Below are 18,351 nucleotides of genomic sequence, written 5' to 3' on the forward strand. Positions count from 1 at the left end.
CAGTCCGGAGGGTGCGGAACGCTCAGTCTCGGCCGATGCCCATCATCCAATAGACCGGACACATGCGGATGAGGCCGGTGATCAGAGGCACCAGGCCAAGCCATCCAACCCAGGCCGGTACCTTGCTGAACAGCGCCAGCAGAATCATCACGACGCCGATGAGGATGCGAACGATACGGTCGGCTGTTCCAACATTGGGAAACATGGCTGCACTCCTACTGATGAAACGAAATAGGGCGGACGTCCGAAACAGTTAGCGGAGACAGGGTTTCGGAACCATGGTCGGTGCATCGGTCGCGGCCGAGAATGCCGGCCAGCAGCGTCCATTCGCCGCCTATCGCGCGGATAGTGTCATCCAGGGTCAGCATGCCGATGAGCTGCTGCTGATCGTCAATCACCGCAAGGCGGTGCAGGCCGTGACCGAGCATGGTGCGCAGTGCCTCGCTGATGACCGCATGTCCCTGAATGGTCAGCACGCCGCGCGTCATGACTTCGGACACGGTGGTTTGCGCGCAATCGGCCTGGCTGGCAATGCCGTGTACCACCATGTCGCGGTCCGTCACGATGCCGACAACCCGCATGCCTGTGACGACGTGTTCTGTCACGAACAACGCCCGCAGGCATTGGTCTCGCATCAGGCGTGCGACCGTCTGCAGCGTTGCGGAGACCGGAACGTGGACGATGCGGCGCGAGCAAATCTCATTGACCCTCATGCTGGACTCCGATGCGCGTACGTGTTCACTATAAGAACGGACAAGTTCCAGAAGTTGATCCCGCACAAGATGTTGTCGTCCTCCGTTGCAGGAGGGGGATCTGTGGGCAACAGAAAAGTCTAGTGAAAGGTGCGCAGTGGTTTTTGAGGTAGATCAAGCGGCCGCACCCTCTTCACGCATGGGAAAACGCTGATGTAAATCAAGGGGCAATCCATCCGGTGGTCCAACATGGAGTCACGTTAGCCCGTGCTCGGGCGCTCGGCCGATTCAATATGGAGGCGCATCATGTACGACAGGATCCTGGTAGCGGTAGACGGCAGTCCAACGGCGGATCGGGCTTTGGACGAGGCCATACAGCTTGCCCTGAAGCTCGACGCGGAGCTGATCATTGCTCACGTGATCGACAACAACTACCTGAGGTACGACGTCGGTTATATCGACGTGGCCGGGTTTACCGAGATGCTGATCGAGTCCGGCAAGCAGATCGTAGCGAGTGCAAAAGCCACGGCGGAGAAAGCCGGTGCACGCGTCAAGACGCAGCTCGTGAACGACCCGCTTGGCGCCTTTGATGTGGGCTATGCGATCGAACAGGCCGCTCGCGACGCCGACGCCAAGCTGCTGGTGCTCGGAACGCATGGCCGACGCGGCTTCCGCCGGATCTTGCTCGGTAGCGTGGCGGAAAGCGTCACGCGACAAAGCACGCTGCCGGTGCTGCTGGTGCGGGCCGTTCCGCCTGAAACCGAGCGCGCGGGCACCGAACCGCTGACGAACCTTGCCATTGCCTAGTGCGTTCTTCTTTTGACTCAGAGCGAGGATCGATCATGACTTATGCCAGCGTGATGGTGCATCTGGATGCCAGCGAGCGCGCGGTGCGCCGCCTCAGTCTTGCCGCGTGCTACGCACAGGCGCACCACGCAAAGCTCATCGCTGTCTACGCAAGCTTTGCGCCAAGCCCGAACTGGTTCTACCGGATGGAAGGCGCAGCGCATTACCTGGAAGAAGACCGCAACCGGCGCGACCGTGTTCGGGACGTTGTGCATGCGCGTTTTCGTGAGGCGATGCAATCCGTTCCTGTGGAGACGGGATGGCGGTCAGTCGACGGTGATCCGCTGGCTGAGGTGTTGCGCCAGGCTCGTGAGGCGGACCTGCTGGTGGTCGGCCAGGAAGACACCAGCGACGCCGAGAGTTTTGTTGCCCCCGATTTTGTTGAAACGCTGATCCTTGAGTCAGGCCGGCCGGTACTGGTCGTGCCGTATGCCGGCCGCTTTACGAGTGTGGCGCAGCGAGTGCTGGTGGGGTGGAGCGGTGGCCGGGAGTCGGCACGTGCACTGCATGATGCGATGCCGTTGATGTCTGGAAACACCGTACAAGTCCTGCAAATGACGGGTGACCGGCCGCAGCATTGGGCGGAGGACACGACAGTGGGCCAGGTCGCCCGCGCGCTGCTGGCACATGGCATTGAGGCCAAGGTTGAGGAGGCACGTTGTGTGGATTCCGACGTGGCGATTGGCGAGATGCTGCTATCGCGCGCTGCCGATTTCGGTGCCGACCTGATCGTGATGGGGGCCTACGGGCACGGCCGTCTGCGCGAACTCGTGCTCGGCGGGGTGACTCGCACGCTGCTCAAGACGATGACCGTGCCGGTCTTGATGTCCCACTGAGTCCTGACACTATTCCAGGAGATCGCCATGAAGAACGACATCCAGCTCAAGAGCGATGTGGAGGAGGAGTTGCAATGGGATCCGGCTGTCGATGCCGACCGGTTTGCCATTCGCGTCAAGAACGGCGTCGTCACGATCTCAGGCAGCGCCGATAGCTTTGCGGACAAGCATGCCGCGGAGGAAGCGATTCGCCGCGTGTCGGGTGTGACCGCGCTCGTTGTGCACGTGCAGGTGCGCGTGCCGCCCGATATGCGGCGTCCGGATGAGGAGATTGCCCAGGCCATCGGCGACGCACTCCATTGGAACACTGCCGTGCCTGCTGATGCCATCCACGTCACGGTCGAGGATGGTGCCGTGACCTTGCGGGGCAAGGTCGATCAGGATTTCCAGCGTCGTGCGGCACTGGATGCCGTACAACGCGTGCGCGGTGTGACATCGGTTGCCAATGCGCTGACGCTGCATGAGGTTGCGGGCCCGGCAGACCTGTCCGAGCGCATCGTCAAGGCGCTGCAGCGCCAGGCTGTTCTCGATGCCGCACGGATCAATGTCGTGGTGGCGGATGGCACGGTCACGCTGTACGGCCCCCTGCGCAATCTGCATGAGTGCCGCGCCGCGCGAGAGGCCGCCATGGATGCTCCTGGGGTGCACGCCGTGATCGACCATCTTTGGGTGGGCACCTGACCGAGTTGGGCGCACCTTTCTCCTTGATCCAATCCAGACATCTGCCATGGAAAAGAACCTGATCGTCTACTACTCGCGCACCGGCACGGCACGCCAGGTGGCTGAACTGATGGCGGCGCAAAGCGGTTGGCAGCTTGCCGAAGTTGCGGACGCGTATCCGCGTGCCGGTTTTCTTGGCGATCTGCGCTGCGTGATTGAAGCGCTGTTGCACAAGCGCGCCAAGTATCACTACGAAGGACCACCGCTGGATGAGGTCGACCAAGTTGTTGTGCTGGCGCCCATTTGGATGGGCCACCTGGCCTCGCCGATGCGGGATTTCCTGGCGGATCAATCGCCGTTCTCGGCAAACCTGTCGGTGATCTGCGTCATGGCATCGCGCGGGGCGTTCCGCGCCATTGAAGAGGTCGCGCGCATCACCTCTGCCATTCCGGCACCGGTCCTGGCACTTTGCCAGCGTGACGTGCTCAGCGGTCTTTCCCAGCAGGAGATCGCGGGATTTATTGAACAAGTACAGACCGCCGGCAAGTGGGAGCAATCCAGGCGCCGGCCGGCTTGGCTCTCACCAACAGAAGCCTGAAACCTAAGCAGGGATGGCGCATCGGATCGACCGCAGGAGAGTGTGCATGCATCGCTTTACCGAGGAGCAATGGACGCGCCTCAACACATTGCTCGATGAACAGGAGGCGCGCACGCAGCGTCAACTGGCAACACTGCGCGCGGCGACCAAACCAGCCTCTCACGAGGCACCGCTCGAGAATGCAGACCTGGCGGATCAAGAAGCTGGAGACCAGGCGAACGACATCATGCTTGTTCACTACAGGAACGAGCTTGCGCAGGTCGATGCCACACGACAACGCATGCAGGAGGAGCAGTACGGTATCTGTGTGGATTGCGGCGAGGCGATTCCATTCTTGCGCCTGCAAGCGCAGCCAACCGCGCTGCGCTGCCTGACCTGTCAAGCCGAGCGAGAACGAGGATGGGGCTAGCGCGCAAACTTAAGTACGGTAGGAGTGAGGTATGAAAAGCGACCTGGGTATCAAGCAAGACGTCAATGACGAACTGCTTTGGGAGCCTGCTGTGGATGCGGCAGGCGTGGGGGTGGAGGTCGACCACGGGGTGGTGACACTCACCGGCCACGTACGCAGCTATCTGGAGAAAGTGGCGGCCGAGCATGCCGCTGAACGCGTTGCGGGTGTACGTGGCGTGGTTCAGAAGATTGAAGTGCGATTGCCCGGCACACATACGGATGCGGACGTTGCCGAAGCGGCCCGCTCAGCGATTGAATGGCATTCCAGCCTGCCATCCAATCGCATCGAGGTTCTGGTGGAGAACGGGTGGGTGACGCTCTCGGGCGAACTGGATTGGCCGTACCAGTGTGAGCTGGCGGCGCACGCAGTCGGCGCATTGCGTGGCGTGGCCGGGTTGATCAACCGTCTGACGGTCAAGTCGCGCGTGGTGCCTGCCAATATTACGCAGCAGATCGGCGCGGCGCTCCAGCGCCATGCCGCGCGCGAGGCCAACCATATCCAAGTGTCGGTCCAGGGTGGAACGGTGACGCTCAGCGGCCGTGTCGATTCTGCGTCAGAACGCAAGGCGGCCAAGGGCGCTGCATGGTCGGCGCCCGGCGTGACGGAAGTCATCGACCATCTGCAGCTCGCGCCTTGATGACAGGGCAGCGCCGCCCGCTGCATCAACGGTGGCGCTTGCCTTCTATCGCGCGGCTATAGTTCACTGAGCGCCGATTTCTTCACGATCCCAATCTGCTTGCCACTCACCGCGATCCAGCCTTCGCGTTGGAACCGCGACAACGCGCGGCTGACAGTTTCCAGTTGCATGCCCAGATAGCTGCCGATCTCCTCGCGCGTCATCCGCAGCGTAAAGCTGGACCCGGAATAGCCCCGGTCTTGCATGCGCGTGGATAGATTGAGCAGGAACGTCGCGACGCGCGTCTCTGCGGTCAGCCCCGCCAGCAGCAACATCAACCCGGATTCGCGCACGATTTCTTCCGCCATCAGTTGGTGAAGCCGGCGCTGCAGCGGACGAATGTCCTGGCACAGGTCTTCAACACAGTGGAATGGCATGGAGCAGACGGTGCTGTCTTCCAGGGCAACTGCGTCACACGTGTGACGATCAGCGGCAATGCCGTCCAGACCGAGGGTTTCCCCTGACAATTGGAAGCCCGTAACGTGGCTCGTGCCATTGGGGTGAGATACGACCGTCTTGAAGGAGCCGGAGCGGATGGCATACAGCGCATGAAAGGTGTCGCCGGCGCGGAACAGCGATTCGCCTTTGCCGACTTTTCGCCAGGTATGAACCATCCGGTCCAGCCTTTCCTGTTGCGCGGATGGCACAGCCCCAGTAATGCACGCCCAGTGCATCACGCAGTTTGCGCATGGGCTGGCCGACGCCAGGCCGGCAGTTTGGCCACCCTGGGTTGCATCACGCACCAGCTTGAGTTGACGCGGGGCCAATGGGCGGACGACGTCGACAGATGTCTGGCTTTTGAGAGAGCTCGGAATCATGGGGCCTCCGGAGGGCATGCGCTGTATGTGATTCCCGCACTTGGTTTAGGGGCGGCGGGATCGGTCACCGCATGAAGCCGAAGCTCGGTGTCCGTATGCTCAGTATCGAAGGCCAGCGGCTTGCGCGAAATCAGGCAGCGCTGAGATGCATGTCGGCATAGGCTGCGGCGCTGTCAGGCATCCCTGACAGCATCGACGGGTTTTTCCTGAGGCTTCTCCATCACACGGCTAGTATCTCCTGCCGTCTGAATGGGCTATGTTTGATGCCATCTCGGCCCTTCTGGTGACATGTGTGGTGGAGCAAGACAGCCCTTTCTCAAAGGCGTCGCGCAGGCGCCTGTTGCTATCGCGTTCCACACCGGCCGAGCTGATGGCGGGCGGGTTGGCCATTCTGCTGCTGGCTGCGTCAGTTACCTGGCTTGCCATGGCGCTCCAGGCGCGGGACGCACCGTTTGTATTGTTGGCCCTGGCAAGCATTGCCGCTGTTCTGGCACTTGTCTTCTATTGGCTGCGACTTCGCGCGTTGCGCGCAGCGGTCGCGAAGGATCTCACCGATCTGGAGAAGAGTGAGGCCCGGTTGGCGGGCATCATCCGCTCCTCCATGGAGGCGATCATCTCGGTGGACGATACCCAGCGCATCGTTCTGTTCAATCCCATGGCGGAAACCCTGTTCGGATGCCCGGCAAAACATGCTGTCGGCCGCCCGCTGTCTGACTTCATGCCCGAGCGGTTTCGGGGTGCACACGAGGCGCATGTGCGGCGCTTTGGCGTGACTGGCGTATCAGAGCGCCAGATGGGCAAGCAGCGCCCGTTGTTCGCTCTGCACGCCGACGGCCGTGAATTCCCCATCGAAGCCTCGATCTCGCAGATTGAGGTGAATGGAGGCAAGCTTTTCACCGTGATGCTGCGCGACACCACGGAGCGCGTGCGAGCGGAAGCGGCGCTGCGGCGCTCGCAAGAAGAACTCCAGCATCTATCGGACAGCATTCTGGCGTCGCGAGAAGAAGAACGGCGTCGCATCGCACGTGAACTGCACGATGACCTTGGGCAGCGCCTGAGTGCGCTCAAGATGGATATTTCGCTGCTGGCAGCGGATCTGCAGGCCGGGGCAAGTGACAGGGCGTTGGTCTCGCAGACAGAGGCCATGCAGCGCGTGATTGACGAGACCATCGCAGCGGTCCGGCAGATTTCTGCCGATCTTCGCCCGCCGTTGCTCGATGAACTGGGGCTGGTGCCCGCCATCGAATGGATTGCCAAGAACTTTCGCCAGCGCTTTGGACTGATCGTCAACGTACACGCTCAGGAGACGCGGCTGCAGGAGCATGCGGCAATCTCGGTGTTTCGGATTGTGCAGGAGGCCCTCAATAACGTGGTGCGCCATGCTGACGCTACCCGTGTTGATATCGAATTTGCGCGGCAGGATGACATGCTCGAACTCTCAATCCAGGACAACGGCCGTGGCTGGAGCGGGGGGCCACCCGCATCGGGTGAGCGCAAACCGCTGGGGCTGCTGGGCATACGCGAGCGTGCTCGGCAACTGGGCGGTCAGGCTTCCATCACGCATACACCCAACAACGGCTTTCGATTGAGCGTGCGCTTTCCTGCCTTCCATGAGGTGACCGAGGAGATCGGACCATGATCCGCGTGATGATTGCCGATGACCACGCTGTCATGCGCGACGGCGTACGCCATATCCTGGAGCGCGCCGGTGATTTCGATGTCGCCTGCGAAGCGTCCGACGGGACCCAGGTGCTGCAGCTTGTGCGTGAGCACCAGCCGCAGGTGATCGTGCTCGATCTATCAATGCCGGGGCGTAGCGGCCTGGATCTGCTGCGTCAACTGCACGACGATCATCCGACGGTGCGTGTGCTGGTGCTGACCATGCATGCCGAAGAACAGTATGTGGCGCGCGCTTTCCGTGCTGGGGCAGCTGCCTATCTGACCAAGGAAAGCGCCGCAACCGAACTGGTGACCGCGCTGCAAAAGGTGGCACGTGGCGGCACGTATGTCAGCCCGGCCATGGCCGAAAAGCTTGCACACAGCCTGGGTGAAGCCAGCGAAGAGGCTGCGCACACCCGCCTGTCCGACCGGGAGATGGAGGTCTACCGCCGGCTGGTACGCGGGGAACCGCTGACCGAGATTGCCGCCAGCCTGTGTGTCAGCGCCAAGACCATCAGCACCTACAAGATGCGGCTGATGGACAAGCTGCAGGTGTCCAGCGAGGCGGCACTCGTGCGCTATGCGATACGCCATCGTTTGTTCTCGGACGACGACACCCTGTAACCCATCCGCGCGCAAGATGTGCGCCGCCTTTGCGGCACATCAAAGGCCAGCACTCGTGACTCGCTATCGTTGAGGCACATGCATCGGCACCCGATGGCTTGGCACGCGGCCCATTGCAGGTCATTCACACGTCGCCCCAAGGCCTGACCAGTACCGCCGTGCATGACCACGGGGGTCATGTGCCAGCCATTCTCAAACTCGCCTACAAGCTCTTGGTCAATGACAAGGCCAAGCTGAGCGGCTTGCTGGTGGGTATCACCTTTGCCGTGTTTCTGATGATCGAGATGACCTCCCTATTTGCGGGGGTGCTGAACCGGTCGTCATCTGCGGTGTACAACATCGGCGCCCGCATGTGGGTCATGGACCCGGCCGTCAATACCGTCGCCAACACCATCGGCATGCCGGACTACGTGCTCGATGCGGTGCGCAGCATTGATGGCGTGAAGTTTGCCGTGCCACTGTATTCAGGCGGCGGGCTTGTGCGTCTGCCCAGCGGAACGTATCAGCCCGTTACCGTAGTCGGCATCGACGATACCACCCTGTTCGGGCGGCCGCGCATGCTTAGCGGCCGTATCGAAGACATCTACGGCGAGAACGGCTTCATCGTCATTCAGGATGCCGAGTTCGGCAAACTTGAGAACCCCCACATCGGCTCCGAGTTCGAGATCAATGATCATCGCGGTGTGATCGTGGGGGTTGGGGAAGTGGTGACCAGCGGGCTGTTTGGCGTGCCCACGTTGTACACCACGTATAGCCGTGCCCTGCAGTATCTGCCGAGTACGCGCTACACGATGTCGTACATCCTGATCGAGCCCAAGAGCGAGGCGGATATCGCTGCTATCGAGCGAGCGGTTGACAAGCTCGGGTATCGCGCCCTGACCAAGGAAGAGTTCATCGGCCGGATCTCGCACTTTTATACCTACCAGACAGGGTTGGGCACCAACATCCTGTTGATGACGGTGATCAGCTTCATCGTTGGGTTGTCGATCTCGGGGCAGACCTTCTACACGTTCATCCTGGAAAACCTCGAGCGGTTTGGCGCCCTCAAGGCGATCGGGGCCAAGGGGCATGAACTGGTGACGATGATCGTGTTCCAGGCCACCTTCGTGGCGCTGGTGGGCTACGGGCTCGGGATCGGCCTATGTGCGGGATCCATTGCGCTGGCACGGCTGCGCATTCCGGACTACGCCGCCATGATCACGTTCGCCAACTTGGTACTGGCACTGGCCATGGTGATCGTCATCGCTGCCATCTCGGGCTACATCGGCGTGCGCAAGGTGCTGCGCATCGAGCCCTTCGACATCTTCCGGGGGTAACTGTGGCCAACACCGCCATTGCAGCGCAGGCGCTCGACAAGTGGTTTGGCGAAGGCGAGGCGCGCACGCGCGCGCTCATGCAGGTCAGCTTCGAGGCCTACTTCAATGAGATGTTGTTCATCGTTGGGCCATCGGGCAGCGGCAAGACCACGCTGCTGAGTGTGATCTCCGGCATCCTGCGCCCGGACGGCGGCCACGCGGTGGTCGACGGCGTCGATATCTGGAGCCTGGGAGCCGACGCGCTGGCCGATTTCCGCCTTGCCAGGATCGGCTTCGTTTTTCAGGACTATCACCTGTTCCCGCGCCTGACCACGGTGGAGAACGTTGCTATTCCGCTTATTCTGCGGCGTGTGGCGTGGGACGAAGCGCTTGAGCAGGCCATGCATTACCTGGATGTGGTTGGCCTGAAGAACCGGGCGCAGTTACCACCCGTCAAATTGAGCGGCGGCGAGCAGCAGCGGGTGGCCATTGCGCGCGCCATCGTCACCCAGCCAGACATCTTGATCCTCGACGAGCCGACGGCCTCGCTCGATGGTGATACGGGCCGCTCGATCATGCAGTTCGTCAAGACGGAGATCATGAACGAGCACCGCTGCATCGTCATCGTGACGCACGATGCGCGCATTCTGGACATGGCCAGCCGCATTCTCAATATGGAAGACGGCCACCTGAACCGCATTGAACGGGGAGACGCGCGATGAAGATCCGCTGGCTATTGGTGCTCTCGGTGATTGGCCTGTTGATCGGTATCGGGGCAGCCATCTACTACGCGCAGCAGAGCCCGCCGCTGCCACCGGTCTTTCAGGCGGCCGCCAATCCGTATGCCACGGGCATCTACGCCAATGGGATCATCGAAAGCGATCAGCAAAGCGGTGCCAATCTGAACCTGTACTCCGAGGTGTCGGGCACCGTGGCACGCATTCTTGTGCAAGAAGGACAGGCGGTAAAACGGGGCGATGCGCTGATCCAGGTTGAAGATTCTGTCCAACGCGCCCTGACGGCGCAGCAGCAATCGCAGGCGGACGCATTGGATGCCCAGTTGAATGCGCTGCTGGCGCAGCCTCGCAAAGAGACGCTGGAAGTCACGCGCGCGCAGGTGACGGCGGCAGATGCAAGCCTGCGCACGGTGCAGGACCAACTGGACAAGCTGGAAGCCGCCGCTCGGCTCAACCCGAAGGCCGTCAGCCGAGATGCGATGGACAACGCTGCCAATGCCGTGCGCGTGGCGCATGGCAACCTGATCGTCGCACAGCGCCAATATGAACTGACGCGCGCGGGGGCGTGGAGCTATGACATCCGCTCCATGCAGAAGCAGCGCGACGCCTTGCAGAAGGGGGCGGCGGCGGCGGCGGCCCTGCTCGACAAGTACACCGTGCGAGCGCCCGCCGATGGCATTGTGATGTCGGTCAATACCTCGCCCGGCGCGTATGTATCGCCCCAGGGCACCTACGATGCCTATACGCGAGGATATGTTCCGCTGGTGATGATGAGTTCAGGCCAGAGCCAGCTGGCCGTGCGGGTGTACGTAGACGAGATTCTGGTGCACCGGCTGCCATCCAACACGGTGAAGGCACGCATGTTCTTCCGGGGCACTGACGTGAGCGTGCCGCTGGAGTTTGTGCGCGTGCAACCTTATGTCTCGCCCAAGGTGGAGCTGTCCGACCAGCGCTCCGAGCGGGTTGATGTGCGCGTGCTGCCTTTGCTCTTCCGGTTCAAGCAGCCGGACAAGCTTGTGGTCTATCCAGGCCAGCTGGTCGATGTCTACCTGCAAGGAGCATCGTGATGAAGGCCGCACGCAAGGTGGCGTGCATGGCCGCCATTGCGATGGCCGCCAGTGGTTGCGCCGTGGGGCCGGATTTCCGAGAACCTTCGGCGCCAGACGTTGACCGGTACCTTCATGCCGGCGACCCTGCCGCCACCATGCTGGCGGATGGCGTTGCACAACGGTTTGCCCTGGCACCTGTGTCTGCCAACTGGTGGCGCGCATTTGGCAGCCCCGCGCTGGACAAGGTCATGGAGACCGCCATGACGGCCAACCCGACCCTGCAACAGGCAGAAGCCAACCTGCGCGCGGCGCAAGACCTGTTGCGCGCCGGCGCCGGCGTGTTCTACCCGCAGGCGACGGCAACGGCCGACCTATCGCGCCAAGCTGTCGTGCCGGCTCGGCTTGGCGAGGCTGGGGCGCCAAGCCTCTTCACGCTGTGGTCGCTTGGTCCATCGATTAGTTACGCGCTCGATGTGTTCGGCGGTAGCCGTCGGGCCGTGGAGGCGCTGGCGGCACAGGCTGAAGGCCAGCGCTATGCCGTTGCCGCTGCCTATCTCACCCTGACTGGCAACCTGGTCAATGCGGTCATTGCGCGCGCAGCGTATGCCGCACAGATCGACACCACGCGCCGCCTGATTGCCGTGGTGCGTGAGCAGGTGGATATTGCGCACGCCCAGGTTGATGCCGGGGTGATGGCGCATTCCAGCGAGCTCAGCCTGGTCGCTCAACTGGCAGCGTTGGAAGCCTCACTGCCACCACTGGAGCAGAAGCGAGATCAAGCGGCGCATCTCGAAGCCGCACTGACTGGCCGGTTTCCAGCACAGGCGGATACCGCAGACGTGGGGCTGGGCAGTTTGGCGTTACCGGCTGATTTGCCTCGCCTTGTGCCCTCCGAACTGGTGCGGCAGCGGCCAGATGTTCTGGCCGCCCAAGCAAGACTGCATCAGGCCAGCGCCGAGGTGGGTGTTGCCACGGCAGCCATGCTGCCGAGCTTGACCCTCACTGCGGACTACGCCCGTATGAGCAACCGTGGCGCCGATCTGTTTGGTGCGCAGGCCGGAGCATGGAGCATCGGGGCCAGCCTTGTCGCGCCGTTGTTCGAGGGCGGCAGTCTCTACTACCGGCGCGGCGCGGCGCAGCAGGCCTTGCAGGCTGCGGATGCGGACTACCGCCAAGTGGTGCTCGCGTCTTTCGAACAGGTGGCGGATGTACTGCGTGCGCTTGAACACGATGCAATTCAACTTGACGCGCAATTGCGCGAGCAGGCGGCCGCAAGCGCCGCACTGGATGAGATCAATGCCGATTACCGCGCAGGTGTGGCGAGCTATCTGCAAGTGCTGAGTGCCGACCTGCAGTATCAACAGGCGGTGCTTGGCAGTGAGCAGGTGCGCGCGCAGCGGTTGCAGGACACCGTGGCGCTGTTCCTGGCCCTGGGCGGAGGCTGGCGCGATAGCAAACCGGCCGGAGGCGCAGGGCCATCGGCCTGAGCCTCGTGTTATGCCTTGCCTACCAAGAGGGGCGGATGAATCACCTGCCGGGATCATCCGCCTGGTGTGTTCTCATCGTGCCGGGAAGCATGCAGGGCTGCGCACACTTGAGCATCCTCGATTTGAGGAAAATCGCCGTAGTACATACCGACCGCGCGAAAGCCAAGTGGGGCGTAGAGGCAGACAATCTCGTCGGCCAGCGGGCGAATATCTTCCAGGCTGTCCGGGGCCGCTACCGGCACGGAACAGACCAGCCACTTGGGTTGGAACTGCCGCACAGCATGCAGCGCGGCCTTCATGGAGGCGCCCGTCGCCAGACCATCGTCCACCACGATCACGACACGTCCCTTGGCGTCGTACGGACTGCGCCGTGGTGTGTAGAGCGCGCGCCTGCGTGAGATGACGTCCATCTGCACGGCCTTTTCCTGCTCCAGATAGGTGGCGTCTGCACCGGCATGTGCCGCATACGGTGCAACATACGTCCAGCCATTTTCTGCAACAGCACCCACGGCAAATTCGGGGTCGAAAGGCGCGGCGATCTTACGGACGAGAATGACATCCAGCTCGCCGTCCAGCGCCGTTGCAATGAGCTGGCCCATGGGCACAGCTCCCCGCGGTATCGCGAGCACCAGCGGATGACTGCCCCGGTATTTTTCGAGCGCAACCGCAAGGAGGCGCCCCGCGTCCAACCTGTCCTTGAACCGCACGGCTTACCTCGCGTACTGATGGTGTGGTTGCTCTCCGCTGAGATAGCGCACAAACCAGGCGCGCGCCAGCGCGGCCACGTGCTCAAGCGCACCGGGCTCCTCAAACAGGTGCGTGGCGTGTGGCACGGTCTCCAGGGCTTTCTCGCATCGCATCAGGCTCAGTGCCTGCCTGTTGAGATCCAGGACGTCCGGGTCTGCGGTGCCGACAATCAGCAGGGTGGGGGATGCAAGCTGCTCCAGCGCAAGCGGGTCCGCAAGATCCGGGCGCCCGCCGCGGCTGACCACGGCATTGATCCGGAACAGGTCGTCAGGCAGCGCCGCCGCTTGAATGGCTGCAGCAGCACCTGTACTGGCGCCAAAGTACCCAAGGCGCAGCTTGCGCTTGCGGGCAATGTCGCCAACCGCGTGTGTGGCGGTACGCAGGCGCTGTGCAAGCAGGCCGATATCGAAGCGGCATGCGGCGTGTGCGGCCTCGTCGGCGGTCAGCAGATCGAAGAGCAGCGTGCCCAGCTTCGCCGCGTTGAGCTGATCGGCGACAAACCGGTTGCGCGGGCTCCATTGCGAGCTGCCGCTTCCATGCGCAAAGATCACCAGGCCGGTTGCGTTGTCGGGGCACGTCAGATGCCCTTCCAGCAACGCGCCGTCCGCAACGATGCTGATGCGCTGGGAGGGGGTTTCAGCGTTCATGCGATGGGTTGCCTGACACGGGTGGCCAACGGTCTTAGACGCTGAGCGGCGGCTCAACGCTGCCGGTCATTTCGCGCTCGCGCTCATTGCGCACCAGGCGTGCAATCAGGCTCCACTCGGAGGCCATCGCGCTCAGGACGTCGTCCAGAGACAGCAGGCCAACCAACGCGCCGTCGGAGGTCACACCCACGCGCCGGACTCCGGCGGACAGCATCTCCTGCAATGCATCGCTCAGGCTGGTATCCGGCGTGACGCTGATCACGCCGTCGCTCATCACATCCGCCACGCAGGTCTGGGTTGGATGCAGGCCCGCCGCAACGGCGTCAAGCACGATGTCTCGGTCGGTGACGACGCCGATGGCGCGCGGGCCGCCGGGTGTATTTTCCGTCACCACCAGTGCGCCGACGTGCTTCTGGCGCATCTGCCGTGCCGCTTCCTGCAGCGTGCAGGAAAGCGGGATGTGTACGGCGTTGTGTGAGCAGACGTCTTGAACTCGCATGGCGGCTCCTGCTTGTGGTGGTCAGGCGGCTTGCGGGCTCGCTGTCTTCTCTACGACCGTTCGCGGCATCACTTTCTTCTTGGCTTCGGAATCTGGCGCGCCCACCAAGTTGAAACTATCGAAGAATGTCCGAAGTGAATCTGCGGATGCTTGGAACATCTGCGCCGAGGACGTTTGTCCTTGCGCATGCTGCACCTGGTCGGTCCAGTCGGTCAGTTGGCGCAGATACGCTGCCTGCAGGTTGTTCACGAAGTCGACCCACGACTTCAGGGCGTTGGCACTGTGGCTTGACTGCATTTTCATGAAAATGCTTTGCGTCGCTGCCAAAGAGGTCCAGTCATGGGCGCTACCCAACTCATGCTCCAGTTCGTGCATGTCTTCCAATGCGGCTTCGGCGATCTTCAGGCGCAAGCGGGAGATCTCAATCTGCGCTTCGATTAGAAATTCAGCGGTGCGCCCCATGTCGCGCATTGCAGCACCGACGAGGTTGCAGGCCATATCTGAGGGTTGTTGCATTGTGTTCTCCGTTTGAGCTTGCCGGCAGGTTGGATCCCCGCCGGACGATGGTTCTGTTTGCAGCGTAGGCACTTTGCGCAGATGTGGATTGATATGGCGCAAGTCTGTGGATGCGCGAATCAGAGGGCGAGACCAGCCCATCGTTTCGCGACAGTTACCTGCCCACGCGAGCAAATGCAGATACATGTGAGGGCACGGGAACACCTTGCTGTTGCTGCTGATGCACACCATCAGCAAGCGAAGATTCCGCGTGGTGTGGCCTCAATGCCTTGACCTCAGTCAACGAGGAGCGTTGCCGGCTCACTATGCTTGAGACTGCCCGCAGTCCTCACCTCAAGCGTTGGCTCCGGGAGGATGTCGAATCAATCAGGCGTCTTGGGTTCTTCTTGGGAGCAAGAGATGAACAGAAAATTCGTGATGGCACTGCTCGTCGCCGCGGCCACCGCGTCGGCTTCGGCCCATGCGGAGACGAAGCCGGATTCGCCCTCCAGCGATGGGGCGCAAGCCCACAAGATTGACCCCTACACAAATGGTGCCAAACAGGCCAAGCGTGACCCCTACACGCAGGGCGCGAGGCAGGGCAAGTACGACCCGTACACAGAAGGGGCCAGGCGCGGCAAGTTCGATCCATACACGGAAGGGGCGAAGCAAGACAAACGCGGGCACACGGAAACGCGAGATCCCGATACTGGCGGAGCAAATTCGAACCGATAGTAGCGCCGCGACCGCCGAGGTCGCCGTGGCTGCATCCGTCAAACCTGGTGGCCCGGGGCGATGACGCCGCTTGGAGACGCAATGACCCGCATGCGTGCGACGTAGGGAAGCCGCGGACGTGTGTTGCTTGGAATCACGTAGGATCGCTCTTCCATAGTCAACGGCTGTTGCGTGGTCACCTGGGCATCCAGTACAGAAAGATCGGCTTCAGAGGCGTCCTGGCCTGCTTGCATTCTTGCGCGGATGCGCGCACGCAGGACCTCCGGTTCGGCAGCACATTCCACGATGGCGAAGGGCACACCAAGACGCTTTGCCAACGTAAAGAACCGGGTGCGCTGGCTCTCTGCCAGGAACGTGGCATCGGCAATCATGGGAAAGCCGGCCTGCACACCAATCTTGCAGATGGCCCCCAGCCGACGATAGGTGTGATCGATGGCGTGTGGCGCGTACCGATCGACTGCGTTGGTGCAGATACCGCGGCGGCGTTCCGCATCGGAACGCACGCGGATCATGCACTCCGTTTCCATCAACTGCGCAGCCTGGGTCGATTTTCCGCTGCCTGACAGGCCGTGCATGAGGATGACGCAACCGTCGTTGCGACAGAGCAGGTCGTGAGACAGCGCAAGCAACCGGTGTGCTTCGTCCCGGTATGGTGCTGCCAGTGTCGGCGCGCTCTCCAGTTGGTGGGCCCGTTCCAGCAGCACGCGGGCGCGTACCAAGGCCCGCATGGCTGCATAGAACGGCAAGACCGCGAGCCCGCCGTAGTCTCCGCAACGTTCGAGGTAGCGGTTGATCAGGCGGTAAGCCAGGCAGGCAAGGCCTGACGCGACAAGATCCATGAACAGGAATGCAGCATCGTGCATGGTGTCAATCCAGCGCAGCGGCGCGGAAAACTCCAGGCAGTCGAACGGTGTGGGTTTGCCCTCGACCAAGACGATGTTGCCAAGATGGAGATCACCATGGCATTCGCGAATATGTCCCGTGCGCCGGCGTGACGCAAAGGTCTTGTCGAGCCGTTCTGCATGCTGGCGCAGCAACGATAGGGTCGCCAATGTTCGTTGTGCATCCGTGCTCAACGCGGCGACTCCGGTCGCGCAGTCCTCAAGGGTGCGCCGAATGCGTGCCGGGGTTCCGAAATCGGTGCTCGCGTCTGCAACAGGTGCTACGCCGTGAAAGTCTGCGATGAGATCGGCCAGTGAGTCGATGGCTTCGTGCCCAAGCTGATGGGTGTGCACCATCTCGCTCAGCACATCGCGCTGGTGGAAGCGGCGCATGCGCACTGCGTATTCGAAGGGCTCGCCGTGTCCGTTCACGTGTACGGTACCGCTGACCGCGTCGCGCACGATCGGCGCCACGCCAAGGTAGAGGTCTGGCGCGAGCTGGCGGTTGAGCCGCCATTCCTCGTCGCAGTCGGTGCGGCGGGCGGCGAGGGACGCGAAGTTGACGAAGTCGAGCGTGACGGGCTTGCGCACCTTGTACGCAAACTCCCCCGCCAGGAATACCCATGACAGATGGGTTTCGATCATCCGCAGATCGGTTGCCGGGTGCGCATACGCGCGCGCATCGAGCATGCACGCGGGCAGTGCTTCGGCAAGGTGACCGGCCGGGGTCGGGCTGGGTTGTTCGGCCATGCGCATGTGTCGCCTCCTGCAAGCCAATATCGGTCAACCCAGGTTTTGTGTGCCTGATGCAGATCAATGGTCGGGCGGGGCGGTTGCCTAGCATGGAATCTCTACTCCAAGGAATGATCTCCATGAAAGCACTGGTCTATGACGGCCCTGGCAAGATCTCACTGGCGGACAAGCCGAAGCCCGAGTTGCAGGCGCCTAGCGACGCCGTGGTCCGCGTGACGTTGACGACGATCTGCGGGACTGATCTGCACATCATCAAGGGTGATGTTCCCACCTGCCAACCCGGGCGCACGTTAGGGCATGAAGGTGTTGGGGTGGTCGAGTCCGTCGGCGCCGCTGTGACGTCGCTCAAGCCGGGCGACCATGTGTTGATCTCGTGTATCTCCTCATGCGGCAAATGTGCGAACTGCCGACGCGGCATGTACTCACATTGCGAGACGGGCGGCTGGGTCCTGGGGAATCGCATCGATGGCGTGCAGGCAGAGTACGTCCGGATACCGCATGCAGAAACCAGCCTCTACAAGCTGCCGCCGGGCATCGACGAAGAGGCGCTGGTCATGCTGTCAGACATCTTCCCGACCGGCTTCGAGTGTGGCGTCCTGAACGGCCGCGTCCAGCCGGGAAGCACCGTGGCGATTGTCGGCGCCGGACCCATTGGGTTGGCCTCGCTGCTGACTGCCCAGTTTTACTCGCCTGCCCAGATCATCCTGATCGATACCAACGCCGCCCGCTTGGAGGTGGCGAGCCGGCTGGGCGCCAGTGCGTGCGTCAACGTCACCAGCGAGGATGCGGTTACCGCCGTCAGGAAGCTGACGGATGGCGTGGGTGTGGATTGCGCGATCGAGGCGGTGGGAGTGCCTGCCACGTTCGAGCTGTGCCAGGACCTGGTTGCGCCGGGCGGCGTGATTGCCAATATCGGCGTGCACGGCGTGAAGGCGGATCTGCATCTGGAGACACTGTGGAGCCAGAACATCGCCATCACCACGCGGCTGGTCGATACGGTAAGCACGCCGATGCTGCTGAAGACGGTGCGCGCGGGCAAGCTTCAACCGGGGCAACTCATTACGCACCGGTTCAAGCTCAACGACATCCTGTCCGCCTACGATACCTTCCGCAACGCAGGGGAATCGCATGCACTCAAGGTCATCATCGCTACCTAGGCCACCCAT

22 protein-coding genes are annotated in these 18,351 nt (G+C 62.2%); 14 read left to right on the forward strand and 8 right to left on the reverse strand.

The window, feature by feature from the left end:
- Positions 1–22: 22 nt before the first annotated feature.
- Positions 23–205, reverse strand: a complete 183-nt coding sequence (locus R2N11_RS17220; protein ID WP_199030507.1) for a YgaP family membrane protein — start codon at positions 203–205, stop codon at positions 23–25.
- Positions 206–215: 10 nt separating this feature from the next.
- Positions 216–713, reverse strand: coding sequence for a CBS domain-containing protein (locus R2N11_RS17225; protein WP_199030506.1), 498 nt, complete (start codon positions 711–713; stop codon positions 216–218).
- 285 nt (positions 714–998) lie between these two features.
- Here R2N11_RS17225 and R2N11_RS17230 point away from each other — a divergent pair, with 285 nt between their 5' ends.
- Genes R2N11_RS17230 through R2N11_RS17255 form a run of 6 tightly spaced genes read left to right on the forward strand, consistent with a single transcriptional unit; the run spans position 999 to position 4,720 of the window.
- Positions 999–1,499: a universal stress protein gene (locus tag R2N11_RS17230; RefSeq protein WP_199030505.1), complete on the forward strand. Its 501-nt coding sequence runs from the start codon at positions 999–1,001 to the stop codon at positions 1,497–1,499.
- Between the two features lie 35 nt (positions 1,500–1,534).
- Positions 1,535–2,374, forward strand: coding sequence for a universal stress protein (locus R2N11_RS17235; protein ID WP_316681744.1), 840 nt, complete (start codon positions 1,535–1,537; stop codon positions 2,372–2,374).
- Positions 2,375–2,401: 27 nt separating this feature from the next.
- Positions 2,402–3,055, forward strand: a complete 654-nt coding sequence (locus R2N11_RS17240; RefSeq protein WP_199030503.1) for a BON domain-containing protein — start codon at positions 2,402–2,404, stop codon at positions 3,053–3,055.
- 46 nt (positions 3,056–3,101) lie between these two features.
- Positions 3,102–3,632 carry a flavodoxin family protein gene (locus tag R2N11_RS17245; RefSeq protein ID WP_199030502.1) on the forward strand — a complete coding sequence of 177 codons (531 nt, stop codon included), beginning with the start codon at positions 3,102–3,104 and terminating at the stop codon, positions 3,630–3,632.
- A gap of 46 nt (positions 3,633–3,678) precedes the next feature.
- Positions 3,679–4,041: a TraR/DksA family transcriptional regulator gene (locus R2N11_RS17250; protein WP_316681745.1), complete on the forward strand. Its 363-nt coding sequence runs from the start codon at positions 3,679–3,681 to the stop codon at positions 4,039–4,041.
- A gap of 31 nt (positions 4,042–4,072) precedes the next feature.
- Entirely contained in the window at positions 4,073–4,720 is a 648-nt protein-coding gene (locus R2N11_RS17255) for a BON domain-containing protein (protein ID WP_199030500.1), read from the forward strand.
- Between the two features lie 56 nt (positions 4,721–4,776).
- Here the strand turns inward: R2N11_RS17255 and R2N11_RS17260 are convergent, their stop codons facing one another.
- Positions 4,777–5,577, reverse strand: coding sequence for a helix-turn-helix domain-containing protein (locus R2N11_RS17260; RefSeq protein WP_316681847.1), 801 nt, complete (start codon positions 5,575–5,577; stop codon positions 4,777–4,779).
- A 256-nt stretch (positions 5,578–5,833) separates the two neighbouring features.
- Between R2N11_RS17260 and R2N11_RS17265 the strand changes: the two genes are divergently transcribed.
- The 6 genes from R2N11_RS17265 to R2N11_RS17290 all read left to right on the forward strand — a co-directional run bounded on the left by R2N11_RS17265 (position 5,834) and on the right by R2N11_RS17290 (position 12,428).
- Complete coding sequence (locus R2N11_RS17265) at positions 5,834–7,216, forward strand: PAS domain-containing sensor histidine kinase (protein WP_316681746.1); 1,383 nt, start codon at positions 5,834–5,836, stop codon at positions 7,214–7,216.
- The gene (locus R2N11_RS17270) at positions 7,213–7,860 is read left to right on the forward strand and encodes a response regulator (protein ID WP_316681747.1); all 648 of its coding nucleotides are present in this window, start codon (positions 7,213–7,215) and stop codon (positions 7,858–7,860) included. Before R2N11_RS17265 ends, R2N11_RS17270 begins: the two co-directional genes overlap by 4 nt.
- A gap of 179 nt (positions 7,861–8,039) precedes the next feature.
- Positions 8,040–9,176 carry an ABC transporter permease gene (locus tag R2N11_RS17275; RefSeq protein WP_316681749.1) on the forward strand — a complete coding sequence of 379 codons (1,137 nt, stop codon included), beginning with the start codon at positions 8,040–8,042 and terminating at the stop codon, positions 9,174–9,176.
- A gap of 2 nt (positions 9,177–9,178) precedes the next feature.
- Complete coding sequence (locus R2N11_RS17280; RefSeq protein ID WP_316681750.1) at positions 9,179–9,877, forward strand: ABC transporter ATP-binding protein; 699 nt, start codon at positions 9,179–9,181, stop codon at positions 9,875–9,877.
- Positions 9,874–10,959: an HlyD family secretion protein gene (locus R2N11_RS17285; protein WP_199030494.1), complete on the forward strand. Its 1,086-nt coding sequence runs from the start codon at positions 9,874–9,876 to the stop codon at positions 10,957–10,959. The genes R2N11_RS17280 and R2N11_RS17285 overlap by 4 nt, the downstream gene beginning before the upstream one ends.
- A complete protein-coding gene (locus R2N11_RS17290) occupies positions 10,959–12,428 on the forward strand; it encodes an efflux transporter outer membrane subunit (RefSeq protein ID WP_316681751.1) in 1,470 nt (489 codons plus the stop codon). The genes R2N11_RS17285 and R2N11_RS17290 overlap by 1 nt, the downstream gene beginning before the upstream one ends.
- Positions 12,429–12,481: 53 nt before the next feature.
- Here R2N11_RS17290 and R2N11_RS17295 read toward each other — a convergent pair whose 3' ends face one another.
- The 4 genes from R2N11_RS17295 to R2N11_RS17310 are packed head-to-tail and all read right to left on the reverse strand — an operon-like array spanning position 12,482 to position 14,837.
- Positions 12,482–13,135, reverse strand: a complete 654-nt coding sequence (locus R2N11_RS17295) for a phosphoribosyltransferase (RefSeq protein WP_316681752.1) — start codon at positions 13,133–13,135, stop codon at positions 12,482–12,484.
- Positions 13,136–13,138: 3 nt separating this feature from the next.
- Positions 13,139–13,822: a dienelactone hydrolase family protein gene (locus tag R2N11_RS17300; protein WP_316681753.1), complete on the reverse strand. Its 684-nt coding sequence runs from the start codon at positions 13,820–13,822 to the stop codon at positions 13,139–13,141.
- 34 nt (positions 13,823–13,856) lie between these two features.
- A complete protein-coding gene (locus tag R2N11_RS17305; protein ID WP_316681754.1) occupies positions 13,857–14,321 on the reverse strand; it encodes a CBS domain-containing protein in 465 nt (154 codons plus the stop codon).
- Between the two features lie 21 nt (positions 14,322–14,342).
- On the reverse strand, positions 14,343–14,837 hold the full coding sequence (locus R2N11_RS17310; RefSeq protein ID WP_199030489.1) for a hypothetical protein: 495 nt from the start codon (positions 14,835–14,837) through the stop codon (positions 14,343–14,345).
- A gap of 399 nt (positions 14,838–15,236) precedes the next feature.
- Between R2N11_RS17310 and R2N11_RS17315 the strand changes: the two genes are divergently transcribed.
- Complete coding sequence (locus R2N11_RS17315; RefSeq protein WP_316681756.1) at positions 15,237–15,551, forward strand: hypothetical protein; 315 nt, start codon at positions 15,237–15,239, stop codon at positions 15,549–15,551.
- A 38-nt stretch (positions 15,552–15,589) separates the two neighbouring features.
- Here R2N11_RS17315 and R2N11_RS17320 read toward each other — a convergent pair whose 3' ends face one another.
- On the reverse strand, positions 15,590–17,122 hold the full coding sequence (locus R2N11_RS17320; RefSeq protein ID WP_316681757.1) for a bifunctional aminoglycoside phosphotransferase/ATP-binding protein: 1,533 nt from the start codon (positions 17,120–17,122) through the stop codon (positions 15,590–15,592).
- A 182-nt stretch (positions 17,123–17,304) separates the two neighbouring features.
- Between R2N11_RS17320 and R2N11_RS17325 the strand changes: the two genes are divergently transcribed.
- Positions 17,305–18,342 (forward strand): zinc-dependent alcohol dehydrogenase family protein, encoded by a 1,038-nt coding sequence (locus R2N11_RS17325; protein WP_316681758.1) that lies wholly within the window; start codon positions 17,305–17,307, stop codon positions 18,340–18,342.
- Positions 18,343–18,351 lie beyond the last annotated feature (9 nt).

This window comes from Ralstonia flaminis (genome assembly GCF_958415495.1).
In the GTDB taxonomy this organism is placed as follows: domain Bacteria; phylum Pseudomonadota; class Gammaproteobacteria; order Burkholderiales; family Burkholderiaceae; genus Ralstonia; species Ralstonia flaminis.